This window comes from Citrobacter sp. Cpo030 (assembly GCF_030333005.1).
Lineage (GTDB): Bacteria > Pseudomonadota > Gammaproteobacteria > Enterobacterales > Enterobacteriaceae > Citrobacter > Citrobacter portucalensis.
Window position 1 is genome coordinate 22,213 of the sequence record NZ_JAOWGT010000066.1, and the last position, 25,545, is coordinate 47,757.

The 25,545-nt window shown below is 53.7% G+C and carries 24 protein-coding genes; 11 read left to right on the forward strand and 13 right to left on the reverse strand.

Translation table 11 applies throughout. The features are described from left to right. Positions 1-19: 19 nt before the first annotated feature. On the forward strand, positions 20-523 hold the full coding sequence (locus OGY37_RS12260; protein WP_003025856.1) for a GNAT family N-acetyltransferase: 504 nt from the start codon (positions 20-22) through the stop codon (positions 521-523). 26 nt (positions 524-549) lie between these two features. Here the strand turns inward: OGY37_RS12260 and OGY37_RS12265 are convergent, their stop codons facing one another. The 3 genes from OGY37_RS12265 to rraB all read right to left on the reverse strand — a co-directional run bounded on the left by OGY37_RS12265 (position 550) and on the right by rraB (position 2,781). Further along, a complete protein-coding gene (locus OGY37_RS12265; protein ID WP_286620933.1) occupies positions 550-1,380 on the reverse strand; it encodes a topoisomerase II in 831 nt (276 codons plus the stop codon). Between the two features lie 165 nt (positions 1,381-1,545). Then, positions 1,546-2,304 (reverse strand): tRNA isopentenyl-2-thiomethyl-A-37 hydroxylase MiaE, encoded by a 759-nt coding sequence (gene miaE / locus OGY37_RS12270; RefSeq protein ID WP_008786061.1) that lies wholly within the window; start codon positions 2,302-2,304, stop codon positions 1,546-1,548. A 51-nt stretch (positions 2,305-2,355) separates the two neighbouring features. Beyond that, positions 2,356-2,781, reverse strand: coding sequence for a ribonuclease E inhibitor RraB (gene rraB, locus OGY37_RS12275; RefSeq protein WP_003025845.1), 426 nt, complete (start codon positions 2,779-2,781; stop codon positions 2,356-2,358). Between the two features lie 163 nt (positions 2,782-2,944). Between rraB and argF the strand changes: the two genes are divergently transcribed. After that, on the forward strand, positions 2,945-3,949 hold the full coding sequence (argF, locus tag OGY37_RS12280) for an ornithine carbamoyltransferase (RefSeq protein ID WP_003830265.1): 1,005 nt from the start codon (positions 2,945-2,947) through the stop codon (positions 3,947-3,949). A gap of 106 nt (positions 3,950-4,055) precedes the next feature. Here argF and OGY37_RS12285 read toward each other — a convergent pair whose 3' ends face one another. Beyond that, positions 4,056-4,508, reverse strand: a complete 453-nt coding sequence (locus OGY37_RS12285; RefSeq protein ID WP_048215052.1) for a YhcH/YjgK/YiaL family protein — start codon at positions 4,506-4,508, stop codon at positions 4,056-4,058. Positions 4,509-4,746: 238 nt separating this feature from the next. Here OGY37_RS12285 and pyrL point away from each other — a divergent pair, with 238 nt between their 5' ends. The 4 genes from pyrL to ridA all read left to right on the forward strand — a co-directional run bounded on the left by pyrL (position 4,747) and on the right by ridA (position 6,758). Beyond that, positions 4,747-4,848, forward strand: coding sequence for a pyr operon leader peptide (gene pyrL, locus OGY37_RS12290; protein WP_003025819.1), 102 nt, complete (start codon positions 4,747-4,749; stop codon positions 4,846-4,848). A 36-nt stretch (positions 4,849-4,884) separates the two neighbouring features. Further along, positions 4,885-5,820 (forward strand): aspartate carbamoyltransferase, encoded by a 936-nt coding sequence (pyrB, locus tag OGY37_RS12295; protein WP_003025818.1) that lies wholly within the window; start codon positions 4,885-4,887, stop codon positions 5,818-5,820. 13 nt (positions 5,821-5,833) lie between these two features. Then, a complete protein-coding gene (gene pyrI, locus OGY37_RS12300) occupies positions 5,834-6,295 on the forward strand; it encodes an aspartate carbamoyltransferase regulatory subunit (RefSeq protein ID WP_191235825.1) in 462 nt (153 codons plus the stop codon). A gap of 76 nt (positions 6,296-6,371) precedes the next feature. Beyond that, positions 6,372-6,758, forward strand: a complete 387-nt coding sequence (gene ridA / locus OGY37_RS12305; RefSeq protein ID WP_286620936.1) for a 2-iminobutanoate/2-iminopropanoate deaminase — start codon at positions 6,372-6,374, stop codon at positions 6,756-6,758. 91 nt (positions 6,759-6,849) lie between these two features. On the opposite strand, the gene OGY37_RS12310 is transcribed toward ridA, so the two are convergent. From OGY37_RS12310 to mgtL, 5 genes are all read right to left on the reverse strand, one after another. Beyond that, positions 6,850-8,136, reverse strand: coding sequence for a TRAP transporter large permease (locus OGY37_RS12310; protein ID WP_003830349.1), 1,287 nt, complete (start codon positions 8,134-8,136; stop codon positions 6,850-6,852). A 30-nt stretch (positions 8,137-8,166) separates the two neighbouring features. Then, on the reverse strand, positions 8,167-8,676 hold the full coding sequence (locus tag OGY37_RS12315; protein ID WP_043018240.1) for a TRAP transporter small permease: 510 nt from the start codon (positions 8,674-8,676) through the stop codon (positions 8,167-8,169). Between the two features lie 62 nt (positions 8,677-8,738). Further along, a complete protein-coding gene (locus tag OGY37_RS12320) occupies positions 8,739-9,716 on the reverse strand; it encodes a TRAP transporter substrate-binding protein (protein WP_181509651.1) in 978 nt (325 codons plus the stop codon). A 375-nt stretch (positions 9,717-10,091) separates the two neighbouring features. After that, positions 10,092-12,800, reverse strand: a complete 2,709-nt coding sequence (mgtA, locus tag OGY37_RS12325) for a magnesium-translocating P-type ATPase (protein WP_286620939.1) — start codon at positions 12,798-12,800, stop codon at positions 10,092-10,094. A 144-nt stretch (positions 12,801-12,944) separates the two neighbouring features. After that, entirely contained in the window at positions 12,945-13,178 is a 234-nt protein-coding gene (gene mgtL / locus OGY37_RS23410) for a mgtA regulatory leader peptide MgtL (RefSeq protein ID WP_122973918.1), read from the reverse strand. A gap of 11 nt (positions 13,179-13,189) precedes the next feature. Here mgtL and treR point away from each other — a divergent pair, with 11 nt between their 5' ends. The 5 genes from treR to nrdG all read left to right on the forward strand — a co-directional run bounded on the left by treR (position 13,190) and on the right by nrdG (position 20,548). Further along, positions 13,190-14,137, forward strand: a complete 948-nt coding sequence (gene treR, locus OGY37_RS12330) for a trehalose operon repressor TreR (protein WP_286620941.1) — start codon at positions 13,190-13,192, stop codon at positions 14,135-14,137. Positions 14,138-14,294: 157 nt separating this feature from the next. Then, entirely contained in the window at positions 14,295-15,713 is a 1,419-nt protein-coding gene (gene treB / locus OGY37_RS12335) for a PTS trehalose transporter subunit IIBC (protein WP_048215055.1), read from the forward strand. A gap of 49 nt (positions 15,714-15,762) precedes the next feature. Beyond that, positions 15,763-17,415 (forward strand): alpha,alpha-phosphotrehalase, encoded by a 1,653-nt coding sequence (gene treC, locus OGY37_RS12340; RefSeq protein WP_286620943.1) that lies wholly within the window; start codon positions 15,763-15,765, stop codon positions 17,413-17,415. 409 nt (positions 17,416-17,824) lie between these two features. Then, positions 17,825-19,963 carry an anaerobic ribonucleoside-triphosphate reductase gene (nrdD, locus tag OGY37_RS12345; protein ID WP_003830363.1) on the forward strand — a complete coding sequence of 713 codons (2,139 nt, stop codon included), beginning with the start codon at positions 17,825-17,827 and terminating at the stop codon, positions 19,961-19,963. Between the two features lie 120 nt (positions 19,964-20,083). After that, complete coding sequence (gene nrdG / locus OGY37_RS12350; protein ID WP_048227187.1) at positions 20,084-20,548, forward strand: anaerobic ribonucleoside-triphosphate reductase-activating protein; 465 nt, start codon at positions 20,084-20,086, stop codon at positions 20,546-20,548. A gap of 33 nt (positions 20,549-20,581) precedes the next feature. Here nrdG and OGY37_RS12355 read toward each other — a convergent pair whose 3' ends face one another. From OGY37_RS12355 to OGY37_RS12370, 4 genes are read right to left on the reverse strand one after another with little or no spacing between them, the layout of a single operon-like run. After that, entirely contained in the window at positions 20,582-22,495 is a 1,914-nt protein-coding gene (locus OGY37_RS12355) for a BglG family transcription antiterminator (protein ID WP_191221897.1), read from the reverse strand. 21 nt (positions 22,496-22,516) lie between these two features. Continuing rightward, complete coding sequence (gene dagF, locus OGY37_RS12360; RefSeq protein WP_164563184.1) at positions 22,517-23,257, reverse strand: 2-dehydro-3-deoxy-phosphogluconate aldolase; 741 nt, start codon at positions 23,255-23,257, stop codon at positions 22,517-22,519. Next, positions 23,254-24,372 carry a DgaE family pyridoxal phosphate-dependent ammonia lyase gene (locus tag OGY37_RS12365; RefSeq protein WP_286620945.1) on the reverse strand — a complete coding sequence of 373 codons (1,119 nt, stop codon included), beginning with the start codon at positions 24,370-24,372 and terminating at the stop codon, positions 23,254-23,256. Before OGY37_RS12365 ends, dagF begins: the two co-directional genes overlap by 4 nt. Further along, positions 24,356-25,489, reverse strand: a complete 1,134-nt coding sequence (locus OGY37_RS12370; RefSeq protein WP_003830377.1) for an amidohydrolase/deacetylase family metallohydrolase — start codon at positions 25,487-25,489, stop codon at positions 24,356-24,358. Before OGY37_RS12370 ends, OGY37_RS12365 begins: the two co-directional genes overlap by 17 nt. Positions 25,490-25,545: the final 56 nt, after the last annotated feature.

The window sequence follows — 25,545 nt, forward strand, 5'->3', positions numbered from 1 at the left end:
TTTATGTCATGAGTTCGCTATGAGTGCCATTACCTCCGTCGCGGCAACGCTGCGCCGAATTTCTGCCGATGATAACGCCGCCATTGCCCGTGTTATCCGCAAAGTTTCCGCTGAATACGGGCTTACCGCCGATAAGGGCTATACCGTTGCCGACCCTAATCTGGACGAACTGTTCCAGGTTTACAGCCAGCCGGGCGCGGCCTACTGGGTGGTTGAGCAAAACGGTGAAGTCGTGGGCGGCGGTGGTGTTGCACCGTTAGGATGTAGTGAACCAGACATTTGCGAGCTGCAAAAGATGTACTTCCTGTCGAGCGCGCGCGGTCAGGGGCTGGCGAAAAAACTGGCGCTGATGGCGCTCGAACATGCCCGCGAGCAGGGTTTTAAACAGTGCTATCTGGAGACCACAGCGTTTCTGACCGAGGCAATCCGCCTGTATGAACATTTAGGCTTTGAGCATATCAGCGAAGCGCTGGGCTGTACCGGGCACGTAGATTGTGAAGTGCGGATGTTAAAGCCCCTCTGACCCTACGCCGATAGGCTTTAACCGCGTTACTGCATCTCGGCTGAGAGCATCAGTCTAATAACACCAGCCGCGCGAGCGGTTGGCAGTTTCAGCACCTGTGACCAGAGATCCTGCACTATCTCACAGGCAATCTTCTCTTTGCCGATCGCTTTAGTCGGATCGGCCATGATCTGAATATCCGGCCCATAACGCTGTACTAGCCCAGGGCTTATTGCTTGCAGATCCTGCAACGCCAGCTGTTTCTCTTCTGCCGTGACCGTATGTTTTTTCGGGCCGTGAGAGGCATACATCATGCTCATGTCACTCGCCATACGACGATCCATGATCTCACGCGGAACCAGACGTGCCGGGTTAATCCCCCCTTTCACTGCCGGAAACAGAAAGCGGAAGCATTCGTCATTACCTATTTTGGCCACAGCAGCGATCTGCTCAAGGTTAATTTTCATATATTCAATGACATTGGCATCTGGCGCCTGCTGCAATCTTGCCATTTGTAACTGAAGAATTTGCGGCTGTATCGCGTCGATAACCTGCTGTTCGCTACTCCCTGCTTTCTTCATCTGCGCTGCCTGGCTGATAATTTTTTGTGTCAGCTCAGGTTCCTGCTCCTTAATCACCTGAAACGCCGGATTGGAGAGCATCGCCTTTTCAAACTGCTGCTCTTCGGTCAGACCATAATCCGGGCTTTCGCGTGGGATCAGGTAGTGCACATCAAACAGATTCCACGCGATAATCGCCACCACAAAGACCACCGCGCCGGAGACCTTGCCCAGCCAGCCTTTTTTGCGAAACATGCCGACGACGATAGCAATCACCGCCCCGATATAACCTGCCAACAAAACGTGTGCCCAGTTCATTAACCATCCTTATGCCAAATCATCTCTGTTACGGGGATATATTTCCCCTTCGTGTGTTTTGATTATTACGGCAGCAGCGAGCGATTTCCAGCCACCAGATTTTGCTAACAGAAACAGGAAGGATTAAACCGCGCGGCGATGAGCACCGCGCGTCAAAGAAAGGAATTAAGCTGGCACACCGCTGTGGAAACGGAATTCATCGTCAGGAGAGGTGATCAACGCGGCTTCTACTTCGCCAAAAAACCGCACCCGGCTACTGATATCATCGGCTGAAACCTGCTGCGCCAGCGCCAGGTAATCCTGATAGTGTCGGGCCTCGGATCGCAATAGCGACAGATAAAACGCCTGCAGATCATCATCCAGATACGGCGCCAGCGCGGCGAACCGTTCGCAGGAACGCGCCTCAATGTAAGCCCCGCAAATCAGTTTATCGATTAGCGTTAAAGGCTCATGGGTGCGTACCTCTTTGAGCATGCCTTTGGCGTAACGGCTGGCGGTAATCTTGATATAGGGAATGTTGCGGCTCATCATCGCCTCACGCACCTGCCAGAAATGATGCAGCTCTTCTTTGATCAGCAAAACCATGCTGTCGATAAGCTTGCGTCCCCACGGGTCGTCGGTTTGCGGCATCACGCTTTTGCTTATCTGTTTATTCAGCGCGATAAAATCCGGCTCATCCCCTTCTCTGAAAGCAAACGCTTCATAGGGCTTCAGCCAGTCCAGCAGCGCCTGCGATCCCTGTTTATCCGCGACATACTTACGCACCAGCAGCATCGCCGTTTGCGCCGCTTTCAGCTCACAGACGAGGTGATCGGTCAATAACAGAGGCAGATTCGCTGGGTCTCGCGCTTTATCAAGCCAGGCCTGGGGCGTTTTACAGTGCAGGAAATTGTGGATCGGGGAGAGTATTTGCAGGTAATCCATACGTTGTCCTTGGCCTGCGGCAGCCTGGGCTACCGCAGGTCAGTAGATGACTTAGTGACGCACGCCGTCATCATCTTCGTCGACGAGGTCTTCATCGTCGCCGTCTTCACCTTCTTCGCCGTTCGGGTCTTCAAAATAGGTACCCCAACCGTCGTATTCCACATCATATTTTTCAGCCAGGTTCATCAGTTGCTCAACCTGAGCATCAATCAACTCCGCATTCAGTGCACATTCGCTCAGAATGTCACAGCAAATAACCGTGTCGCCTTCTTCCACTTCCAGCTCTTCCGGCTCGGTCACTTCATAACCCAGCTTGAAGGCTTCTACTGCCGCTTTTTCCAGGGTTTCGAAGTCATCCGCGGAAAGGTGATGCTCGATGGTGTACAGCGCATCTGGATCGCTGCCATCTTCGAGTAGCTCTTCAATAATCAAGCGCGTTTCTTCACGCTGTTCTTCCAGTAGTTCCGGGTTTGCCATGGCTCGTTCCTCATAATGTCCTGCCGATACTCTTATTGTCACATACCGCTGTCATTGCCTCCACCTTTCCAGGAAAGATTTGTTAAACAAGGTTGCAAATGAATAAACATCCATATAAATTGAATTTTAATTCAATAAATAGCCTAAGCCATGTGAGGGAACCATGTCTGCGTTTTATCAGAAACATTTTTTGAAACTGCTTGATTTCACCTCTGCTGAACTCACGTCACTGCTCCAGCTCGCCGCACAGCTGAAGGCAGATAAGAAAAACGGCACTGAAGTCGCTAAGCTCACCGGTAAAAATATCGCGCTCATCTTCGAAAAAGACTCAACCCGTACCCGTTGCTCTTTCGAAGTTGCCGCATACGATCAGGGCGCGCGCGTGACGTATCTCGGGCCAAGCGGCAGCCAGATTGGTCATAAAGAGTCGATCAAAGATACTGCCCGCGTGCTCGGCCGCATGTACGACGGTATTCAGTATCGGGGTCACGGTCAGGAGATTGTCGAGACGCTGGCGGAATATGCCGGAGTTCCGGTGTGGAACGGATTAACCAACGAGTTTCACCCCACTCAACTGCTGGCGGATCTGTTAACTATGCAGGAACACCTGCCGGGTAAAGCGTTTAATGAGATGACGCTGGTCTACACCGGTGATGCCCGCAACAATATGGGCAATTCCATGCTGGAAGCCGCCGCATTAACCGGGCTGGATCTGCGCCTGGTCGCACCGCAGGCCTGCTGGCCGGAAGAAAGTCTGGTTGCGGAGTGCAAAGCGCTGGCGCAGAAAAACGGCGGCAATATTACGCTGACTGAAGATGTCGCCACTGGCGTGAAAGACGCGGACTTCATCTATACCGACGTCTGGGTATCAATGGGCGAAGCAAAAGAGAAGTGGGCCGAACGTATTGCGCTGCTGCGTAAGTACCAGGTTAATAGCGCGATGATGGCGTTGACCGGCAATCCGCAGGTGAAATTCCTGCACTGCCTGCCCGCGTTTCATGACGATCAAACCACGCTTGGCAAACAAATGGCACAGGAATATGGTCTGCACGGCGGAATGGAAGTGACCGATGAGGTCTTTGAATCCCCCGCCAGTATCGTATTTGATCAGGCGGAAAACCGGATGCACACCATCAAAGCGGTGATGGTGGCGACGCTGGCGAAGTGAGGGCATGGATGAAAAGAATGCCGGATGGCGATGCTAAGCATCTTATCCGGCCTACAACCGCGCTCCCGTAGGCCGGGTAAGGCGAAGCCGCCCCCGGCAAATACGCTTATGCCACCCGCATTTTCACCACGGCTTTGCGTACCAGCGCTGGAGCACCGACCGCGCACAGCGGTTTATGCACTTCGCCCGGATAAAACACCACGAAATCACCTTCGTTCAGCACCACCGTTTTCTCCTGTACCCCTTCCGGCAGGAAGGCGATATCTTTATCCGCCAGCCAGTCAGTTTCCGGCGCGCCCGCAGGCTGCGTGCTGAAGGTCATGCCTTCCTGACCTTTGAGCAGGATCTGAATATCCAGATAGCGCGCGTGATACTCGGCGCGGCGCTGTGCAAACGGCTCCGTCATATCTTCAGCAATCAGATAAAACAGACGATCGCCGTCGATGTCGTGCTTACCTTTTTCCGTCTCATCCGTCACATGCGCTTTAATGTGTTCAATCGCCTGACGCAGCTCTTCCGGCAGCCAGGCATCCAGGTTGTGAATATTGCCGACAATCATCTCAAACCCCTTAATTAAAACATCGTTTCATTTTAGTTGTTATACGAAAAAATGGTCTGCCATACTACTGCTATTTGCCGATATTTTGCGTCAACGCATGTTTATCTCATTGTTACTGTTTGGCATTCAGGGTGAATGAATATTCATGAGAATCGTTTGCGATGAATAATTTGTGCATTTTTCGCTTGATCCCATAACGGAGCTGAGTATAATCGCGGACAATTTGCCGGGAGGATGTATGGTTCAGTGTGTACGACATTTTGTCTTACCGCGTCTGAAAAAGGACGCTGGCCTGCCGTTTTTCTTTCCGTTGATCACCCATTCCGAGCCCCTCAATTGAGGGGCTTTTTTTTTGCCCAGGCGTCAGGAGATAAACATGGCTAATCCGCTCTATCAAAAACACATCATTTCCATAAACGACCTCAGCCGCGATGACCTCAATCTGGTCCTCGCAACGGCGGCGAAATTAAAAGCTAACCCACAGCCGGAGCTGTTAAAGCATAAGGTTATCGCCAGCTGCTTCTTTGAAGCCTCAACCCGCACCCGTTTATCCTTTGAAACCTCCATGCACCGCCTGGGCGCCAGCGTGGTGGGTTTCTCTGACAGCAGCAACACCTCTCTGGGCAAAAAAGGTGAAACACTGGCCGATACCATTTCCGTCATCAGCACCTATGTCGACGCCATCGTAATGCGCCATCCGCAGGAAGGCGCCGCGCGTCTGGCTACGGAGTTCTCCGGTAACGTTCCGGTACTGAACGCAGGCGACGGCTCCAACCAACATCCCACCCAAACACTGCTGGATCTGTTCACCATTCAGGAAACTCAGGGTCGCCTGGACAATCTTCACATCGCCATGGTGGGTGACCTGAAATATGGCCGCACCGTCCATTCCCTGACCCAGGCGCTGGCGAAGTTTGAAGGTAACCGTTTCTACTTCATCGCCCCGGACGCGTTGGCCATGCCGCAATATATTCTGGATATGTTGAATGAAAAAGGTATCGCCTGGAGCCTGCACGGCACTATTGAAGAGGTGATGGCGGAGGTCGATATCCTCTACATGACCCGCGTACAAAAAGAGCGTCTGGACCCGTCCGAATACGCCAACGTGAAAGCGCAGTTTGTTCTGCGCGCCAGCGATCTGAACGGCGCCAGAGCAAACATGAAGGTACTGCATCCGCTGCCGCGTATCGATGAGATCACCACCGACGTCGACAAGACGCCACACGCCTGGTATTTCCAGCAGGCTGGCAACGGCATCTTCGCCCGCCAGGCGTTACTGGCACTGGTACTGAATAGCGAACTGGCACTGTAAGGGAGAAAAAGAGATGAAACACGATAACAAACTGCAGGTTGAAGCCATCAAACGTGGCACCGTGATTGACCATATTCCCGCACAGGTTGGTTTTAAGCTGCTGACGCTGTTCAAACTGACGGAAACCGACCAACGTATCACCATCGGTCTGAACCTGCCGTCAGGCGAGATGGGCCGTAAGGACCTGATTAAAATTGAAAACACGTTCCTGACCGATGAGCAGGTAAACCAGCTCTCCCTGTACGCCCCGCAGGCAACGGTAAACCGCATTGACGATTACGACGTGGTGGGTAAATCACGTCCGAGCCTGCCTGAGCGTATCGACAACGTACTGGTTTGCCCGAACAGCAACTGTATCAGCCATGCTGAACCAGTATCTTCCAGTTTTGCAGTGAAAAAGCGCGCTGATGACATCGCACTCAAATGCAAATACTGTGAAAAAGAGTTTTCGCATTATGTGGTGCTGGCCAACTAATTGGGGTTGGTTATGAGATCCCGGCTCCCTATAATGAGCGGGAACATTCTACTACCGCTGTAATTCAGGAGAAATCATGAGCAAGACTATCGCGACGGAAAATGCACCAGCAGCAATCGGCCCATACGTTCAGGGCGTTGACCTGGGTAGCATGGTAATCACTTCCGGTCAGATCCCGGTCGATCCGAAAACCGGTACCGTAGCGGAAGACGTGTCCGCTCAGGCACGTCAGTCGCTGGAAAACGTAAAAGCTATCGTTGAAGCAGCAGGCCTGAAAGTGGGCGACATCGTAAAAACGACCGTTTTCGTTAAAGACCTGAACGATTTCACAACTGTAAACGCGACCTACGAAGCATTCTTCACCGAACACAACGCGACCTTCCCTGCGCGTTCTTGCGTAGAAGTTGCCCGTCTGCCGAAAGACGTGAAAATCGAGATTGAAGCGATCGCTGTTCGTCGCTAAGTCTTCTTGTGCCGGATGATGGCTTTGCCTCGTCCGGCCAATGCACGGGTCCTTTACAGGCCCGGTAAGCGCAAGCGCCACCGGGCATTTATCACATCACACCAAACAGTTTCGGCAGGAACAGCGAAATCGCCGGAATGTACGTCACGAGCATCAGCACCAGGAATAGCACGAGGTAAAACGGCAGCATCGCCTTCACCACCTGCTCTATTTTCTGTTTACTCACCGCACTGGCCACAAACAGCACCGACCCTACCGGCGGCGTAATCAGGCCGATCCCTAAGTTCACCAGCATGATCATGCCAAAATGAACCGGATCAATGCCGAGCGCGTTGGTCACCGGCAGCAGAACCGGCGTCAGAATGAGGATCAGCGGTGCCATATCCATCAGCGTACCGATCAGCAGCAGCATGATGTTAATACACATCAGGATGACGTATTTGTTGTCCGAGATGCTGGTGAAAGCTTCAGTGATACGCATCGGCAACTGCATATAGGTCATGACGGCACCGAACGCAGCGGCAAAGCCTATCAGGATCATGACGATAGTGACCGTTTTCACCGTGCGGAACATCAGCTTCGGCAGCTCAGACCATTTATAGTCACGATAGATAAACATGGTGACAAAGAAGGCCCACAGGCAGGCAATTGCCGCAGACTCCGTTGCGGTAAAGATACCTGACAGGATACCGCCCATGATGATCACAACGGTCATCAGGCCCCACAGCGTATCGACGAAAATCTTCAGCGCCTGGCGAAACGGTACACGTTCTCCTTTTGGATAACCGCGCTTGTGCGCGAACGCCACACACATCACCATCAGGCTGAGGCTTAACAGCAGCCCCGGCAGGATCCCGGCGATGAACAGCGCGGCAATCGACACCGTGCCACCGGTTGCCAGCGAGTAGATAACCGAGTTATGGCTGGGCGGCGTAAGAATCGCCTGCACCGAACCACTGGCCGTTACCGCTGCGGCAAAGTCGCGCGGATAACCTTTTTTATCCATCTCTGGGATCATTACCGAACCAATGGATGCGGTATCCGCCACGGACGATCCGGAAATAGCGCCAAAAAAGGTTGATGCCACAATGTTTACCAGCGACAGTCCGCCGCGGATAAAGCCAACAAAAATATAGGCAAAGTTCACCAGTCGCCGCGCAATTCCCCCTTCGGCCATAATAGCCCCGGCCAGAATAAAGAATGGGATCGCCAGCAGCGAAAACTTATTCACACCGCTGGTCAGTTGGATCATTACCGCTTCCAGCGGAATATCTATGTACCAGGCCCCAATGATGGCGCTAATGCCAACCGCGTACGCTACCGGTACCCCAATCGCCAGCATAATGCCGAGCGTAAAGACGAGAATAAATGCATCCATCTGCTTTCCTTTCTGAAATGGGGGCGGTAACTAGCTGGTCGATCCCAGCATGACAACGGGACGTTGGTACTGCGGACCACGGAAAATCTTTTCTGCGATAAACAGCAGCGTTATGGCAGAGCCAATCGGCAATGGAAGATAGTTTTGCCCGGCGCTTAAAAGCGGGAATTCCGCCACGGGCTGGTCCCACAGTTCAAGACAGAGATTGGTTCCGTACCAAAGGATAAACAGGCTTATCGCCACCAACATAACGTCTGCGATTACCGAGCAATAACGGCGGGAAGCATCCCCCAGACGGTCAGTCACCATGCTCACCGCGATATGCGAGCCTGCACGATAGCTCACCGCCGCGCCAATAAAGGTGAATGTCACCATACAGAGAATAGCGACGGGTTCAGGCCATGACAGGGCGTTATTCAGAACATAACGCGCGAATATGCCAATGGGGATAATGGCGACCATGACCAATAATGCGATACCGGCAATCCACATTGACACCCGATAAAGAAAATCCATTACCGATGAATAGCATTCACCCATAATTATCACCTCGAATTAATCAAAAGATTCAGGCGGAGGGTTGATATCCTCCACCTGATGAATTACTTCACATCCTGAATACGTTTGATCAAATCCTGGTGGTCTTTACCGTAATTATCCCGCACTGACTGCGTGGCTTTATAGAAATAGTCCGTATCAATATCGTGGAACTGAACGCCGTTGGCTTTCATGGTCTCCAGTGACTTCGCATTATAATCCTGCCAAAGTTTTCGTTGCTCTACCTGGGCTTCTTTAGCGAGTTTAATAATGAGATCCTGGTCTTCTTTTTTCAACTTATCCCATTTAGCTTTCGAGAACAGAAAAAGCTCAGGAATAATAAAGTGTTTGCTCCAGGTATAGTTTTTCACGACCGGCAAATAGTTATGCGCAACAAACGTTGGCGGGTTATTTTCCGTGCCATCAATAACGCCGGTCTGCATGCCGCTAAATACTTCACTGACGCCCATGACAACGGAGTTAGCGCCCATCGCTTTCAGGGTATCCAGCGCTATCGGACTTCCTTGAACGCGGATTTTCATACCGTGTAAATCTTCCGGTTTCACCACCGGATTTTTGGTGATCAGGTTACGCGTGCCGGCATCCATCCAACCGAGAAACACCAGCCGCGATTTGGTATTGGCCGTCAGACGGTCGCCAATTTCCTGACCGATCATGCCATCGAGAACCTTATGCAGATGGTCCTCATCGCGGAAAATATATGGCAGGGTAAACACGTTAATTTCAGGGAGAATAGCGGCAACAGGCGTCATTGAGACACGAATAATATCGATAGCGCCTAATTGCGCCTGTTCAATCATCTGTTTTTCATCGCCTAACACGCCACCTGGAAAGGTTTTAATCTCCAGACGACCGTCGGTCGCAGCGCTAAGTTTTTCCCCCATATGTTTGACAGCAACAACGTTCGGGTAATCAGCCGGATGCACATCTGCGGCGCGAAAAGTTTGTGCCAGCGTTGCATGACTCGCCAGGAATACAGACGCGCCAATACACAGACTTAACAGGTTTTTTGTCAGTTTCATTTGTCCTTCTCCAGAAGTTCATAATATCCATTAACAGGAATAGCTTGCAGAGCAAATGACTGCCGGAATTAAAAACGGGCAGCGAGAAACTTTCTTAACGACGTTACCTGCGCAGACTAACTGGTGTAACAATTTATTTCGATGACTGCGTTCACAAAAAATCGCAGATGCTTAAAATTTTTAGCACACTGTTTCATTTTTGCAATGCAGATCGTTTTATTGATACAAAAACAACGCAAAGAAGGCGATTTGATACTAATAACACCCGTTAGCATTTCAATAAAAATAAAACACTAATATTTTGGGAGAATATCTTTCGAATGAAAAAGAGAAATGCAGGATGGTATTAACACCATCCTGCAGAGACGTTGAGGATTACTGCCAGCCGTAGCGACGGCTATAAAAACCTTTCACAAGCTGGGTTAATGTCATGTAACCCGCCAGAATCGCAATCAGCCATGGGAAGTAGCTCAGCGGCAGCGCCTGCAATTGCAGGTAGCTGGCCAGCGGCGAGAACGGTAATGCAATGCCCACCACCATTACCACCAGCGTCATCAGCATCAGCGGCCATGCGGCGCGGCTCTGGATGAACGGCACGCGACGGGTACGGATCATATGCACAATCAACGTTTGCGACAGCAGGCCCACCACGAACCAGCCAGACTGGAACAACGTCTGATGTTCAGGCGTATTGGCATGGAAGACGAACCACATCAGGCAAAAGGTCAGAATATCGAAGATCGAGCTGATCGGTCCAAAGAAGATCATAAAGCGGCCCAATTCGCTGGGATTCCAGCGCTGCGGCTTTTTGATCTGCTCTTCGTCGACGTTATCAAACGGAATCGCCACCTGGGATACATCGTACAGCAGGTTCTGAATCAGTAAGTGCAGCGGTAACATCGGCAAGAACGGTAAGAAGGCGCTCGCCACCAACACGCTAAACACGTTACCGAAGTTCGAACTGGCCGTCATTTTGATGTACTTCAGCATGTTAGAGAAGGTACGGCGTCCTTCGATCACCCCTTCTTCCAGCACCATCAGGCTCTTTTCCAGCAGGATGATATCCGCCGCTTCACGTGCAATATCTACCGCGCCGTCAACGGAGATACCAATGTCCGCCGCGCGCAGCGCCGGGGCATCGTTTATACCATCGCCCATAAAGCCGACCACATGGCCTTCGCGCTTGAGCAGCGTGACAATGCGCTCTTTGTGCATTGGCGTCAGACGGGCAAACAGCGTGGTGCGCTGAGCAAGCCGAGCCAGCTCATCATCGCTTAACCCTTCAATGCTGCTACCGATAACCACATCACCCGCATCCAGGCCCACTTCATGACACACTTTCGCCGCCACCAATTCGCTATCGCCAGTGAGGATTTTCACCGTAATACCGCTGGCTTTCAGCGCTTTAAGCGCAGGTGCGGTGGTCTCTTTCGGCGGATCGAGGAACGCAATATAGCCTTCGAGGATCAGATCTGATTCATCAATACGCTGATAATCACCTTCACGCGCTGGCAGGTATTTCGTCGCCACCGCCACCACGCGCAGCCCCTGGCGGTTCAGCGTGTCCGTGACGCGTTTCACCCGACGCAGCATGTTGTCATCTAACGGGACTATCTCACCGTTGTGACGCACCTGGGTACAGACGTTGAGGATCTCCTGTAGCGCCCCTTTACAGACCAGTTGGTGTACATCGGTTTCTTCTGCCACCACTACCGACATGCGGCGACGTTCAAAATCAAACGGGATCTCATCGATTTTCTGCCAGCGAGTCGAGAGCTGGCGGGCTGATTCTTCGTCCACGCCTTCCAGCACCGCCGTATCCAGCAGATTCTTCAGCCCGGTCTGATAATGGCTGTTCAGCCACGCAGAATGCAGGACATGTTCGCTGGGCTTTCCAGAGATATCCGTATGATTCTCAAGTACAATTTTATCCTGAGTCAGGGTGCCGGTTTTATCGGTGCACAGGATATCCATCGCGCCAAAGTTCTGGATAGCGTCGAGGTGTTTAACGATAACCTTTTGTTTTGACAGCTTCACCGCCCCACGCGCCAGCGTTGAGGTGACGATCATCGGCAGCATTTCCGGTGTCAGTCCCACCGCCACAGACAGGGCAAACAGCGCCGCTTCCCACCAGTCGCCTTTAGTGTAGCCGTTGATGATAAGCACGATGGGCGCCATCACCAGCATAAAGCGGATCAGCAGCATGCTGACGCGGCTGATCCCTTTCTGGAAGGCATTCTGCTCGCTTTCCTGCTCGCTGACGCGGCCTGCCAGTTGCCCGAACCAGGTATTGGCGCCGGTTGAAATCACAATGGCCTGCGCCGTGCCGCTCACTACGTTGGTGCCCATAAAGCACAGGGTATCGTATTCCAGCGGGTTGCTTTGCTGCGGATCGCGACTGGTTGCCACTTTCTCCACCGGCAGCGATTCACCGGTCAGCGAAGCCTGGGCCACGAACAGGTCACGAGCCTGCACCACGCGCAAATCGGCTGGGATCATATCCCCTGCCGCCAGCTTGATGACATCGCCGGGAACCAACTGGTCGATCGGCAGTTCAACCCAGCCGTTCTCCCCTTTCTCGTTGATAACGCGCAGCACCGTGGCGGTGTTGCTGACCATCGCTTTCAGCGCATCAGCCGCTTTGGTGGAACGCGCCTCTTGCACAAAATTCAGCAGTGTAGAGATAACGACCATCAGGGCGATGACCCCAGCGGCAAACAGATCTTCGGTGGCATAGGAAATCGCCCCGAGAATGGTCAGCAGTATATTAAACGGGTTGCGATAGCAGACCCACAGATGCACCCACCAGGGCGACGGCTTCTGCGCCGGCAACTGGTTCTCGCCATGTATTTCGCGGGCGTTTTCGACTTCTGCGGCGTTTAAGCCTTCCGGATGAGCGCCGAACGTTTTCCACAGCGCTTCTTCGTCCATCAGCGCCATTTTCAGGCAATGTTCGCTCAGCGATGGCGGGATCGGCGTGCTGGCAACGGTCTGAGCATTCGGCAATGGATCACGATGCACCAGACGATGCGGTAAATGGCGGTTTAGCCGGGCAAACAGCTGGCGGGTTATATTTTTGAACATAGGCAGTCCCTCTGCACCAGTATAAACAGGCGCAGTAAATCCTTCAGGCGTGGCAAAGCCTTGCCTGGTGGCAATATTAAAATCACAACAGGGACGTCAGAACGTCACTGTCTTACAGTTCCGGTAAGACAGTGAAAGACAAGCTTACCGGAAAGGGTTGTTTCTCCATCTCGGGAGAGGGGTGGGATCGGGATCCATATAGCCTCCGGTAAGTGAATGATTTGCGCTGCGGATTATACGCAGAAAACCATAAGGTTTGTGGCAATTATGGCGGTATGATAAACCATGGAAACTAAACCAAACATATACCAGACTTTGCCCATTGCACTGCGCTTGAGTAAAGTTATTCTCTATTTGGCATAACTTCACACGCAACATGGGAAAACAGGATGCAAAATCGGCTGACCATTAAAGACATCGCCCGCTTAAGCGGTGTGGGAAAATCAACCGTTTCCCGTGTGCTCAACAATGAAAGCGGCGTGAGTGAACGTACCCGCGAACGCGTTGAGGCGGTGATGAATCAGCACGGTTTTTCCCCTTCCCGCTCCGCACGCGCCATGCGCGGACAAAGCGACAAGGTGGTGGCGATTATCGTCACGCGTCTGGACTCGCTTTCGGAAAATCTCGCCGTGCAGACCATGTTGCCCGCCTTTTATGAACAGGGCTACGATCCGATCATGATGGAAAGCCAGTTCTCGCCCGAGCTGGTTGAAGAACATCTCGGCATGCTCAGACGCCGTAACATTGATGGCGTGGTGCTGTTCGGTTTTACCGGCATTACTGAAACCATGCTCGCCTCCTGGCAGGATTCTCTGGTGCTGCTGGCAAGAGATGCAAAAGGCTTTGCCTCCGTCTGCTATGACGATGAGGGTGCCATTCGTACCCTGATGCAGCGTTTATACGAACGCGAGCATCGCCATATTAGCTTTCTTGGTGTTCCGCATAGCGATGTGACCACTGGTAAACGCCGCCATGAGGCCTACCTGGCATTCTGTAAAAAACATAAACTGCATCCTGTGGCAGCGCTACCTGGTCTGGCCATGAAGCAGGGCTATGAACAGGCCGCCAACGTCGTCACCCCGGAAACCACCGCCTTAGTCTGTGCGACGGATACCCTTGCCCTTGGCGTCAGCAAATACTTGCAGGAGCAGCGAATAGAGAACCTGCAGTTGGCAAGCGTGGGCAGCACGCCGCTGATGAAATTCCTCCATCCGGAAATTATCACCGTCGATCCAGGATACGCCGAAGCCGGGCGACAAGCGGCCTCGCAGCTGATCGAACAGATCAACGGCCGTAGCGAACCACGACAAATCGTTATTCCTTCCACCCTCTCCTGATCGCTTTCTGAGCATTAATTTGTGATCTTCGCTGCGTTTCGGGAACGTTCCCATTTTTAAAAATTCATCGAAGATATACTCTGGCGTCAACAACGAGAGAGTTGCCGAATGACGACGCAACAGCGTCTTTTCCGGTCTACGGGGAACACACACCATCATGAGCAAAATAAAACAAGCAGACATCGACCGGCTGATTGAGCTGGTTGGCGGGCGCGACAATATCGCTACGGTGAGTCACTGCATTACTCGCCTGCGTTTTGTGCTGAATCAGCCTGCAAACGCCAGACCGAAAGAGATCGAATTGTTGCCAATGGTCAAAGGCTGCTTCACCAACGCCGGGCAATTTCAGGTGGTAATTGGCACCGAGGTGGGCGATTACTACAAAGCGCTGTTGGCGACCACCGGACAAGCCAGTGCCGACAAAGAGCAGGCAAAGAAAGCGGCGCGGCAGAACATGAAGTGGCACGAGCAGCTGATTTCTCACTTCGCGGAGATCTTCTTCCCGCTGCTGCCAGCGCTGATTAGCGGCGGCCTGATCTTAGGTTTCCGTAACGTGATCGGCGATCTGCCCATGAGTAACGGGCAGACGCTGGCGCAGATGCATCCTTCGCTGAAAACCCTCTATGACTTCCTGTGGCTGATTGGCGAAGCGATCTTCTTCTATTTGCCGGTCGGGATCTGTTGGTCGGCGGTGAAGAAAATGGGCGGTACGCCGATCCTCGGTATTGTGCTGGGCGTGACCCTGGTTTCTCCGCAACTGATGAACGCCTATTTGCTCGGTCAGCAGGTGCCGGACGTGTGGAACTTCGGCCTGTTCAGCATTGAGAAAGTGGGCTACCAGGCGCAGGTCATTCCGGCACTGTTGGCCGGGCTGGCGCTCGGGTTCATTGAAACACGCATGAAGCGCATCGTGCCGGATTACCTGTATCTGGTGATCGTCCCGGTGTGCTCGCTGATCCTCGCCGTGTTCCTCGCCCATGCCTTTATCGGTCCATTTGGCCGCATGATCGGCGACGGTGTGGCGTTTGCGGTCCGTCATCTGCTGACCGGCAGTTTTGCTCCGATTGGCGCGGCGCTGTTCGGCTTCCTGTACGCCCCGCTGGTGATTACCGGCGTGCATCAGACCACGCTGGCTATCGACATGCAGATGATTCAGAGCATGGGCGGCACGCCGGTATGGCCACTGATCGCCCTGTCGAATATCGCTCAGGCCTCTGCGGTGGTCGGGATCATTATCTCCAGTCGCAAACACAACGAACGTGAAATTTCCGTTCCTGCCGCGATCTCCGCTTATCTCGGGGTAACCGAACCAGCGATGTATGGGATCAACCTGAAATACCGCTTCCCGATGCTGTGCGCGATGATCGGTTCCGGTCTCGCCGGACTGCTGTGCGGCCTGAACGGTGTGCTGGCGAACGGGATTGGCGTCGGCGGTTTGCCGGGCATCCTCTCCATCCAGCCGACTTACTGGCAGGTCTTTGGCATGGCGATGGTCATTGCGATTGTCATCCCAATGGTACTGACCTCATTCGTTTACCAGCGTAAACACCGTCTGGGCACATTACAGATTGTCTAACTTTTCTTCGGGGCGCAGTTGCGCCCCAGCGTATTTCCAGGAAACAACCATGAATATTCCCCACTGGTGGCAAAACGGCGTTATCTATCAGGTTTACCCCAAGAGTTTTCAGGACACCACCGGCAGCGGCACCGGAGATTTACGCGGCGTGACGCAGCGCCTCGACTATCTGCAAAAGCTGGGCGTTGATGCCATCTGGCTGACGCCGTTCTATATTTCGCCGCAGGTTGATAACGGTTACGACGTCGCAGACTACACGTCTGTCGATCCGGCCTACGGCACGCTGGAAGACTTTGACGAACTGGTGGTACAGGCGAAAGCACGCGGCATCCGTATTATTCTCGACATGGTGTTTAACCACACCTCAACCCAGCACGCCTGGTTTCGTGAAGCGCTGGATAAAGACAGCCCGTATCGTCAGTTTTATCTCTGGCGCGACGGCACGCCAGACTGCCCGCCGAATAACTGGCGTTCCAAGTTTGGCGGCAACGCCTGGGACTGGCACGCCGAAAGCGAGCAGTACTATCTGCACCTCTTTGCTCCGGAGCAAGCCGACCTGAATTGGGAAAACCCGGCGGTCCGCGCCGAGCTAAAAAAAGTCTGCGAGTTCTGGGCCGATCGCGGCGTGGACGGACTGCGCCTCGACGTGGTGAATCTTATCTCTAAAGACCAGGACTTCCCGAACGATCCCGACGGCGATGGACGGCGTTTTTATACCGACGGCCCACGCGCGCATGAATTTTTGCGTGAGATGAACCGCGATGTTTTTACCCCACGCAACCTGATGACGGTCGGCGAAATGTCATCCACCACGTTGGAACATTGCCAGCAGTACGCCGCACAAGATGGTAGCGAACTGTCGATGACCTTTAACTTCCACCACCTGAAAGTGGATTACCCCAACGGTGAGAAGTGGACGTTAGCAAAACCCAATTATGTCGCGCTAAAAACCCTGTTCCGCCACTGGCAGCAGGGCATGCACAATCAGGCATGGAACGCGCTGTTCTGGTGTAACCACGATCAGCCGCGCATCGTGTCGCGTTTTGGTGATGAAGGTAAATACCGCGTTCCGTCGGCCAAAATGCTGGCGATGGTGCTGCATGGCATGCAGGGCACCCCCTATATCTACCAGGGTGAAGAGATCGGTATGACCAACCCGCACTTCCGCCAGATTACCGATTATCGCGATGTGGAAAGCCATAACATGTTTGCCGAGTTGAACGGCCAGGGACGCGATGCGCAAGAACTGCTGGCGATCCTCGCCAGTAAATCACGCGATAACAGCCGCACGCCGATGCAATGGGATGCCAGCAAACACGCGGGCTTCACCCGCGGCGAGCCATGGATCAATCTGTGTGACAACGCAGCAGACATTAACGTGGCGGCAGCACTGAACGATACTGACTCGGTGTTCTACACCTATCAGAAGCTGATCGCATTGCGCAAAGCGGAGCCGGTTATCACCTGGGGCGACTACCAGGATCTGCTACCGGACAGCCCGCATCTGTGGTGCTATCAACGAGAGTGGCAAGGGCAGCGGCTGCTGGTCATTGCCAATCTGAGCGATACCTTCCAGAGCTGGCAGCCAGCCCAGACCGACGGAAACTGGCAGGTGCTGATGCACAACTATGCCGAGGTTGCCAGCCAACCTGGGGACATGACACTGCGTCCTTTTGAGGCCGTCTGGTGGTTGCAAAAATAGCTTGCAATTATGTTCAGGCCCGGTACGCATAGCGCTACCGGGCGTTGCTACATACGCTTAGCTTACCCTTCTGTTTTTGCTGAATAATTAATCAGAATTTTCTGCCTACAATTTACAATCGGCTGTACCGCCCGTCATCTGTACGCTCCGATTTTTACTTTGCGCTACATCAAATAAATCGTAAACATCCTTGATGCAAATCACTACATATAGAACTTAAAATGCACACCGACCCAATATGTTGTATTAATCGACTACAATTGCTACAACTACAGTGCACCGTTTAACGGTGGAGTTGTGGATAAAGTGGGTCAGGATTGCGGGAAGTCATTGGCCAGATAGATGAATAAAGCCATGGCCGCTTCTCCAACCTCTGTGGATAACCTGTTCTTATAAATATGGAGTGATCATGACACCGCATGTGATGAAACGAGATGGCTGTAAAGTGCCGTTTAAATCAGAGCGCATCAAAGAAGCCATTCTGCGTGCAGCTAAAGCAGCGGGAGTCGATGACGCAGATTACTGTGCCACCGTCGCAGAAGTCGTTAGTAGCCAGATGAATGAGCGCAGCCAGGTCGATATCAACGAGATCCAGACAGCGGTAGAAAACCAGCTGATGTCTGGTCCGTACAAACAACTCGCCCGTGCGTACATCGAATATCGCCACGACCGTGATATACAGCGTGAAAAACGTGGCCGTCTGAACCAGGAAATTCGTGGTCTGGTTGAGCAAACCAACTCTGCTCTGCTGAACGAAAACGCCAACAAAGACAGCAAAGTGATCCCGACCCAGCGCGATCTGCTGGCCGGTATCGTCGCCAAACACTATGCGCGTCAACACCTGCTGCCGCGTGATGTCGTCCAGGCGCACGAGCGTGGTGATATTCACTATCACGATCTCGACTACTCTCCGTTCTTCCCAATGTTTAACTGCATGCTGATCGACCTGAAAGGTATGCTGACGCAGGGCTTTAAGATGGGTAACGCGGAGATTGAGCCGCCAAAATCCATCTCCACCGCGACGGCCGTCACCGCGCAAATTATCGCGCAGGTTGCCAGCCATATTTATGGCGGTACCACCATTAACCGTATTGACGAAGTTCTCGCACCGTTCGTGACCGAGAGCTTTAATAAGCATCGCAAAACCGCTGAAGAGTGGCAGATCCCAGATGCCGACGGTTATGCGCATTCCCGTACCGAGAAAGAGTGCTACGACGCATTCCAGTCCCTTGAGTATGAAGTGAATACCCTGCATACCGCCAACGGTCAGACGCCGTTCGTTACCTTCGGTTTCGGCCTGGGAACCAGCTGGGAATCGCGTTTGATCCAGCAGTCCATTCTGCGTAACCGCATTGCCGGCCTGGGTAAAAATCGTAAAACTGCCGTGTTCCCGAAACTGGTGTTTGCGATTCGTGACGGTCTGAACCACAAGTTTGGCGATCCGAACTATGACATCAAGCAGCTGGCGCTGGAGTGCGCGAGCAAGCGTATGTATCCGGACATCCTGAACTACGATCAGGTGGTTAAAGTGACCGGCTCGTTCAAAACGCCAATGGGCTGCCGCAGCTTCCTGGGTGTATGGGAAAACGAGAACGGCGAACAGGTTCACGATGGCCGTAACAACCTCGGCGTTATCAGCCTTAACCTGCCGCGTATCGCGCTGGAAGCTCATGGCGATGAAGCCACCTTCTGGAAACTGCTCGACGACCGTCTGATCCTGGCGCGTAAAGCGCTGATGACCCGCATTGCGCGTCTGGAAGGCGTGAAGGCCCGCGTTGCACCGATCCTGTATATGGAAGGGGCCTGCGGCGTGCGTCTGAAAGCAGACGATGACGTGTCTGAAATCTTTAAAAACGGCCGCGCGTCGATTTCTCTGGGTTACATCGGCATTCACGAAACCATCAACGCGCTGTTTGGCGACAAACACTTGTACGACAGCGAGCAGCTTCGCGCTAAAGCTATCGCCATTGTGGAACGTCTGCGTCAGGCGGTCGATCAGTGGAAAGACGAAACCGGCTACGGCTTTAGTCTGTACAGTACGCCAAGTGAAAACCTGTGCGATCGTTTCTGCCGTCTGGATACCGCCGAGTTTGGCGTGGTGCCGGGTGTTACCGACAAAGGTTACTACACCAACAGCTTCCACCTCGACGTGGAGAAAAAGGTTAACCCGTACGACAAGATCGATTTTGAAGCGCCGTACCCGCCGCTGGCGAACGGAGGCTTCATTTGCTACGGCGAGTACCCGAACATTCAGCACAACCTGAAAGCACTGGAAGACGTCTGGGATTACAGCTATCAGCACGTGCCGTATTACGGGACCAACACGCCAATCGATGAATGCTACGAGTGCGGCTTTACCGGTGAGTTCGAGTGCACCAGCAAAGGCTTTACCTGCCCGAAATGTGGTAACCACGACGCCGCACGCGTGTCGGTCACCCGCCGCGTATGCGGTTATTTAGGCAGCCCGGACGCTCGTCCGTTTAACGCCGGTAAGCAGGAAGAAGTGAAGCGCCGCGTTAAGCATTTAGGTAATGGGCAGATAGGTTAATTTCCGTTTGCAAAGGCCGTAGGCCTGATAAGAAGCAGTCGCGTCGTCATCAGGCATCACAATGTTGCCGGATGCGGTGCAAGCACCTTATCCGGCCTACATGCTTTCTGGACACCCGCTATGCGCTACCATCAATACTATCCCGTCGATATCGTTAACGGCCCCGGCACTCGCTGCACCCTGTTTGTGTCGGGATGCGTGCATGAATGCCCTGGCTGCTATAACAAAAGCACCTGGCGACTCAATTCCGGCCAGCCGTTTACCAAAGAGATGGAAGACAAGATCATTGCCGATCTGAACGACACGCGAATCCCTCGCCAGGGTATTTCGCTGTCCGGCGGCGATCCGCTGCATCCGCAAAACGTGCCGGATATCCTGCAACTGGTACAGCGTATTCACGCTGAGTGTCCGGGGAAAGATATCTGGGTGTGGACCGGCTACAAGCTTGATGAACTCAACGCCGCACAAATGCAGGTGGTGGATCTCATCAACGTGCTGGTCGATGGTAAATTTGTGCAGGATCTTAAAGACCCAGCGCTGATCTGGCGCGGCAGCAGCAACCAGGTTGTACATCATTTGCGTTAATTTCCAGGCGGTAAATATTCTGTTTTCCGCCTCTCAAAAACGGCTCACACACTCCATGGCAACCGCTTTGAACTCGGTGAAATTACGGCACGCGCAGAGCCGCGTCATCGCGCGTTCGCGCAAGAAGGTAACGAAGATATCGTAGATGGCCATCGCTTCTTCGTATTCACTCTTGCTGATAGCGAGCAAGAAGATCACGTGCGCGGTTTCATCGCCCCAGGCGATACCCTGCGGGGCGAGGATGGTGTAGACCACCGTTTTCTTGGCCAGCAGACCAAGGGCGTGCGGCAAGGCAATGCTGTCACCCAGCATGGTGCTGACGATGGCCTCACGTTCCACCACCGAATCAAGAAACTCCGCGTCGACAAAACCTTCATCCTGCAACTGACGGCATAAGGTTTTGAACAACGTTTGTTGATCCATTGGCTCGTCAACCACACGAAAATGGGCGGCATCGAAGAATTTGTTCAACATCCACGGACGGGTTCTGTCGACCAGCACCAGTTTGCCAATCTGCTCCAGCTGATAATCGGTAGGGAACGGCGCAATCATCACCACCGGCTTATCTTTTTCACCGATCCGCGCGGTTGAGATGACAAAATCTTCGCTGATGCTTTCCCGCTGTTCGTAGTCGCGAAGCGTTACGGTATCGACGATCTCTATCTGCGGATACTTACGCGCCAGTACCGCTTCAATCATCCGCGCCATCGCATTTCCGGCATCGCATACCAGCAGAACCTTCGGCTGTCTCTGGTAACCGATGTTGTAACTACGCTCCAGCCCGACGCCAATATGCAGCACAAGGAAGCCAATCTCATTTTCACTGATGGTGTACGGCGTATATTTTCCCCATCCCGAGACGGCGGCCAGCGTCATGTCCCACGCCATGGGGTAGTGCTGTTTAATATTTTCCAGCAGCGGATTGGGGATCATTATCTGGTAACGCACCCGGGTTATCATCGTCTTAATATGCGTCAGCAGGTCAGCATGTAACTGTTTGTCATTCAACAGGTTGTAGTTGTACTGGCTGTTGATAAAACGCAGGATGTAATTGACCAACGCTTCATCATCATCCGCATTGATAGCACTGGGCGCGATCTCTTGTACCTGGCGGGCAGCAATATGCACCTGTAGCCAGTTTTCTTCGGAAACGGAAAGCGGTTTGTCTGCCAGGCGGTGCAATACCGCCGCGATTTCCCGCGTGGCCAGGCACACCGATTGATCGGCCTCTTCTGCGGCAAAATCCGGGAGTGGATATCCTTCGCTAATCCGCCGTACCGCCACCGCGCAGTACAAGCGTAAAAACAGCTCGCCCTCATCGGTCAGACGAATATGGAAACGGGCAAAAATGTCCTGCAAAACGGGTTGCAACTGTTCAGGGAGCCCCGCATTCAGCGCTTCTTGCGTCACTAACGGATGCTGCGGATCCTGCTGCGCCAGCGTCCACAGCAGATCGGTCAAACAGGCGCGGATCGCCATTTCGCTGCCGAACAGCTTCATGCCGTGACGGGGACGCGTTTCCAGCGTCAGATGATAACGTTGCAGATGCTCGCGCACCTCAGCCATATCGTTTTGCAGCGTCGCGCGGCTGATAAACCATTCATCAGCCAAATCTTCCAGCTTCAGCGAGAAAGCCGATGTCAGAAAACGCACCACCAGCCAGTGTATCCGTTCCTGGCTGGTGCGTGGGATGCGCAGCAACGTATTGGGCTGCTGCGTTTGCAGGGTGTGAAAGCTTGCCGGGTCGTCAATTTTGAGCTGATAACCATTACCCCGGCTGAGGACAAACTGTGCGCCGTACTGGGTGAGCAGCGCGTTTAGCGCGGTGATATCCGCCCGTACGGTGCGTGTGGAAACCGACAACCGCTGCGCCAGCTCGTCCTGCGGAAGCGCTTCGTTTTGCAACATGTCAAACAGCTGTGCTAAACGTTGGTTGGGGAATCGCACGTCAGTTTCCTCATCAGTCAGTTAGCCTACGCAGGCCCGGGTCATCGCCATCAGCTGGCGTACGTCGTCCGGACGAGTGTTACCACTCACCTTATCAATAATCGAACTATAGATGTGAGGAATGATTTTACTCACTCCGGCATCGAGGGCAATTTTCAGGATTTCAGTGAAATTATCCAGATCGATACCGCCGGTTGGCTCCAGCCAGAAGTCATGACGGGCGCAGGCCTGCGCGACCGCAATGTACTCGTCACGGCATTGCAGGCCGCCCATCGGGAAGTATTTAATTGAGCTACCGCCCATGTCTTTGAGCAGCGCAATCGCGGTTTCTACCGGCACAATACCGTCCGGAGTCTGGCTGCTTAGCGGACCAGTGGAGATTTTCACCCTGCCCGGCGTGCCGGTTGGCGAGACCAGACCGTTGACCACTGTCTCCTGCTGGCCCAGCAGCGCGCGACTGGTAGCCACGCCGGTAAAGACCTGATTGACATGTTGTGGCTGCACCTGACGGGAGATTTCACTGACCATCGCCGACTGGTTAGGATCGCCCGCCCCCAGCCCCACGGAGAGCGCATTGTCGATAAGGGCCGCGTATTCACGCATATCCGCTACCGCGCTTGCGACATCCGGGTAATTTTTTGACAATACGCCAACCAGCACGTGTCCTTCCGCCGCCGCATAAATATCTCGGGCATTTTCTTTGGAGCCTGCCAGCACGTTCAGGCAGACGCGGTCGCGATAAAAGTTAGGGGTCAGTTTCATGCATTTTTCTCCTGCGAAATCACTTCACCAATTCGACGGGCCACAATCTCCAGCTGCGCGCGATCGACACTGCGCACATCGGCTTCGATAATGCCTTCATTGGCTTTGTAACCACGGAAGTAAATCGCGTACTCCCCCTGTTTCAGCGCGTCAACCAGTTCCCCCGTGGCGATCCCGGTTACCGCTTCATCAAACTTAATTTCCGTGCGTGCGATGTCGCGCCCTGCACTATCCCACACCACGCGGGCGCTCACGCCGTTAAGCTGGTTCAAGGCATTAATGAACGGCGTCATTTTCTCGACCATCTCCGCGCCGCTCTCTTTCTGCGCGTTCAGATACAGTTCGATGGCGCAGGTCAGTCCAAGAATTCCCTCTTTGCCCACCTTCATCGCCCGGCCAATTCCCGCCGTCTGGCGCTTCACCCACTCAACGTACTGGGTTTTACCTATCACCAGACCGCTGGTTGGTCCTTCTATCGCCTTGGCGCCACTATAAATCACCAGATCTGCACCAACCCGGTAGTAGCACTGCAAATCCTCTTCCGCCGCCGCGTCCACGATCAACGGCAGATTATGTGTACGCGCCACCACCGCGGCCTGCTCCACGCTGAGCATACTTTTCTGGACGCAATGGTGAGATTTGATATACAGAATGGCCGCCGTACGCGGTGTAATGGCCGCCGCCAGCTGCGCCGCGGAACATTCGTTGGCATAACCGGCTTCCACTAACTTACCGCCGCCAAGCGCCACCATCGTGCCCACCGGAGCGCCAAAGTTGACGTTGTGGCCTCTGGGCAGCACGATTTCGTTGTTCTCGATGGGCGTGACGTGCAGATTCTCCGGCAGCCAGTCGCTGTCTTTAACCAGTACGCCAGCCACCGATAGGGCGATCCCGGCCGAGGCGCAAGAGACAACCGTTGCCCCTTCCACTTCCAGTAATTTCGCGATGTAGTCGCCTGTTTTATTGACCAGGTCTTTCATCTCGAAATATTGGTTCATCCCCGCCATCGCGGCTTCAACCACTTCTGGTCGCGGCGTGGAGACGCCAAGCGCCGTCATGCGGCCGGAGGTATTAATCACCTGTTTTAAATCGTATTTCTCAAAAATCGAAGGCATGTTCCGCGCTCCCTTGTTCGGTCATATAGCCCTTGCCCGCACGTATTGCGGCAAGCGGCACCAGCAGTTGTTCAGCCTGCAGGCTGTCGTTTTCTGCATCTACCAGCACGGTTGGCTGGCGCTTAAGCGTAAAGAGGGTTAAATCGGCATCCAGACCGACCTGCAGCCGCCCCTTCTGTTTCAGGCGCAGACCATCGGCGGCATTGGCGGTAACGCATTCAATGACCTGCGGAAGCGACATCCCAATGGCGAGGAATTTCGACATCACATTCGCCAGGGAATGTACCGGGCCGCTGATACGGTTGCGACAGTAAATATCGGAGCTGATGGTGTGCGGCAAAATGCCCAGGCCGATAGCGCGTTTTGCCACCGCAAAGCTCAGGCTGGCGGTGCCATGCCCAACGTCCAGACGCACGCCGCGTGAAATCGCCCGCGTCACTGACGCCCGCAGCTCGCCTTGCGGCGTCAGAATGCGATTCGGCTTACCGTTGTAACAGTGGGTAATGATGTCACCCGCGCTCAGGCGCTCAGCGATATCATCGAGATTCGGCGGGTTGTTGCCGATATGCACCATCAGCGGCAGGTCGCCGTTCTGTGCTTGCATCGCTTTGGCGCGATCCAGCGGCGTGATGCCATTTTCACCGACTACGCTGCTGCTCATACGTGCCTTCAGACCGACGATAAAATCAGGGTGGCGTTTAACCGCCTCTCGCACCGCATCAGCGTCAATATTGGCCATGTTGGCCAGCTCGTTCTGGGCGATAAGCCCAACGCGGGAGATGTTCAGCAGCGCATACACTTCGGTGGCAGCTTCCCGGGTCAGGGTGTAAAAATCGTCGATGTCATCCGCCCCGGTACTGCCCGCATCCACCACGGTAGTAACGCCGGTCGCAATACCGACGCTATCCGGCTGGTCGTGATAAATCGGGGATTTCGGGTAGCAATGAACGTGGGAGTCAATCCAGCCTGCGCTGACGTAACACTCGCCGCCCAGCTCGATGGTTTTCAGCGCCGGGCCATCAACGTCGCCCAAGGCCGCGATCTTGCCGTCTTTGAGCGCAATATCGCTCACCGTATCGTCAACGAGGCGCGCACGGCGCAGGAGTAAATCAAACATCGCTCTCTCCTTTGCCGGATGGCGGCGTAACCGCCTTATCCGGCCTGCAAATCAAC

Coding starts and splice junctions, on each gene's coding strand:
- mgtL (WP_122973918.1), bottom strand. CDS start 13,178: ATGTTGCGTGTGAAGTTATGCCAAATAGAGAATAACTTTACTCAAGCG.
- argF (WP_003830265.1), top strand. CDS start 2,945: ATGTCTGCGTTTTATCAGAAACATTTTTTGAAACTGCTTGATTTCACC.
- nrdD (WP_003830363.1), top strand. CDS start 17,825: ATGACACCGCATGTGATGAAACGAGATGGCTGTAAAGTGCCGTTTAAA.
- OGY37_RS12260 (WP_003025856.1), top strand. CDS start 20: ATGAGTGCCATTACCTCCGTCGCGGCAACGCTGCGCCGAATTTCTGCC.
- mgtA (WP_286620939.1), bottom strand. CDS start 12,800: ATGTTCAAAAATATAACCCGCCAGCTGTTTGCCCGGCTAAACCGCCAT.
- treC (WP_286620943.1), top strand. CDS start 15,763: ATGAATATTCCCCACTGGTGGCAAAACGGCGTTATCTATCAGGTTTAC.
- OGY37_RS12365 (WP_286620945.1), bottom strand. CDS start 24,372: ATGCCTTCGATTTTTGAGAAATACGATTTAAAACAGGTGATTAATACC.
- ridA (WP_286620936.1), top strand. CDS start 6,372: ATGAGCAAGACTATCGCGACGGAAAATGCACCAGCAGCAATCGGCCCA.
- OGY37_RS12285 (WP_048215052.1), bottom strand. CDS start 4,508: ATGATTGTCGGCAATATTCACAACCTGGATGCCTGGCTGCCGGAAGAG.
- treR (WP_286620941.1), top strand. CDS start 13,190: ATGCAAAATCGGCTGACCATTAAAGACATCGCCCGCTTAAGCGGTGTG.
- OGY37_RS12310 (WP_003830349.1), bottom strand. CDS start 8,136: ATGGATGCATTTATTCTCGTCTTTACGCTCGGCATTATGCTGGCGATT.
- dagF (WP_164563184.1), bottom strand. CDS start 23,257: ATGAAACTGACCCCTAACTTTTATCGCGACCGCGTCTGCCTGAACGTG.
- nrdG (WP_048227187.1), top strand. CDS start 20,084: ATGCGCTACCATCAATACTATCCCGTCGATATCGTTAACGGCCCCGGC.
- pyrI (WP_191235825.1), top strand. CDS start 5,834: ATGAAACACGATAACAAACTGCAGGTTGAAGCCATCAAACGTGGCACC.
- OGY37_RS12370 (WP_003830377.1), bottom strand. CDS start 25,489: ATGTTTGATTTACTCCTGCGCCGTGCGCGCCTCGTTGACGATACGGTG.
- OGY37_RS12315 (WP_043018240.1), bottom strand. CDS start 8,676: ATGGGTGAATGCTATTCATCGGTAATGGATTTTCTTTATCGGGTGTCA.
- miaE (WP_008786061.1), bottom strand. CDS start 2,304: ATGGATTACCTGCAAATACTCTCCCCGATCCACAATTTCCTGCACTGT.
- OGY37_RS12265 (WP_286620933.1), bottom strand. CDS start 1,380: ATGAACTGGGCACACGTTTTGTTGGCAGGTTATATCGGGGCGGTGATT.
- OGY37_RS12320 (WP_181509651.1), bottom strand. CDS start 9,716: ATGAAACTGACAAAAAACCTGTTAAGTCTGTGTATTGGCGCGTCTGTA.
- treB (WP_048215055.1), top strand. CDS start 14,295: ATGAGCAAAATAAAACAAGCAGACATCGACCGGCTGATTGAGCTGGTT.
- pyrL (WP_003025819.1), top strand. CDS start 4,747: ATGGTTCAGTGTGTACGACATTTTGTCTTACCGCGTCTGAAAAAGGAC.
- rraB (WP_003025845.1), bottom strand. CDS start 2,781: ATGGCAAACCCGGAACTACTGGAAGAACAGCGTGAAGAAACGCGCTTG.
- pyrB (WP_003025818.1), top strand. CDS start 4,885: ATGGCTAATCCGCTCTATCAAAAACACATCATTTCCATAAACGACCTC.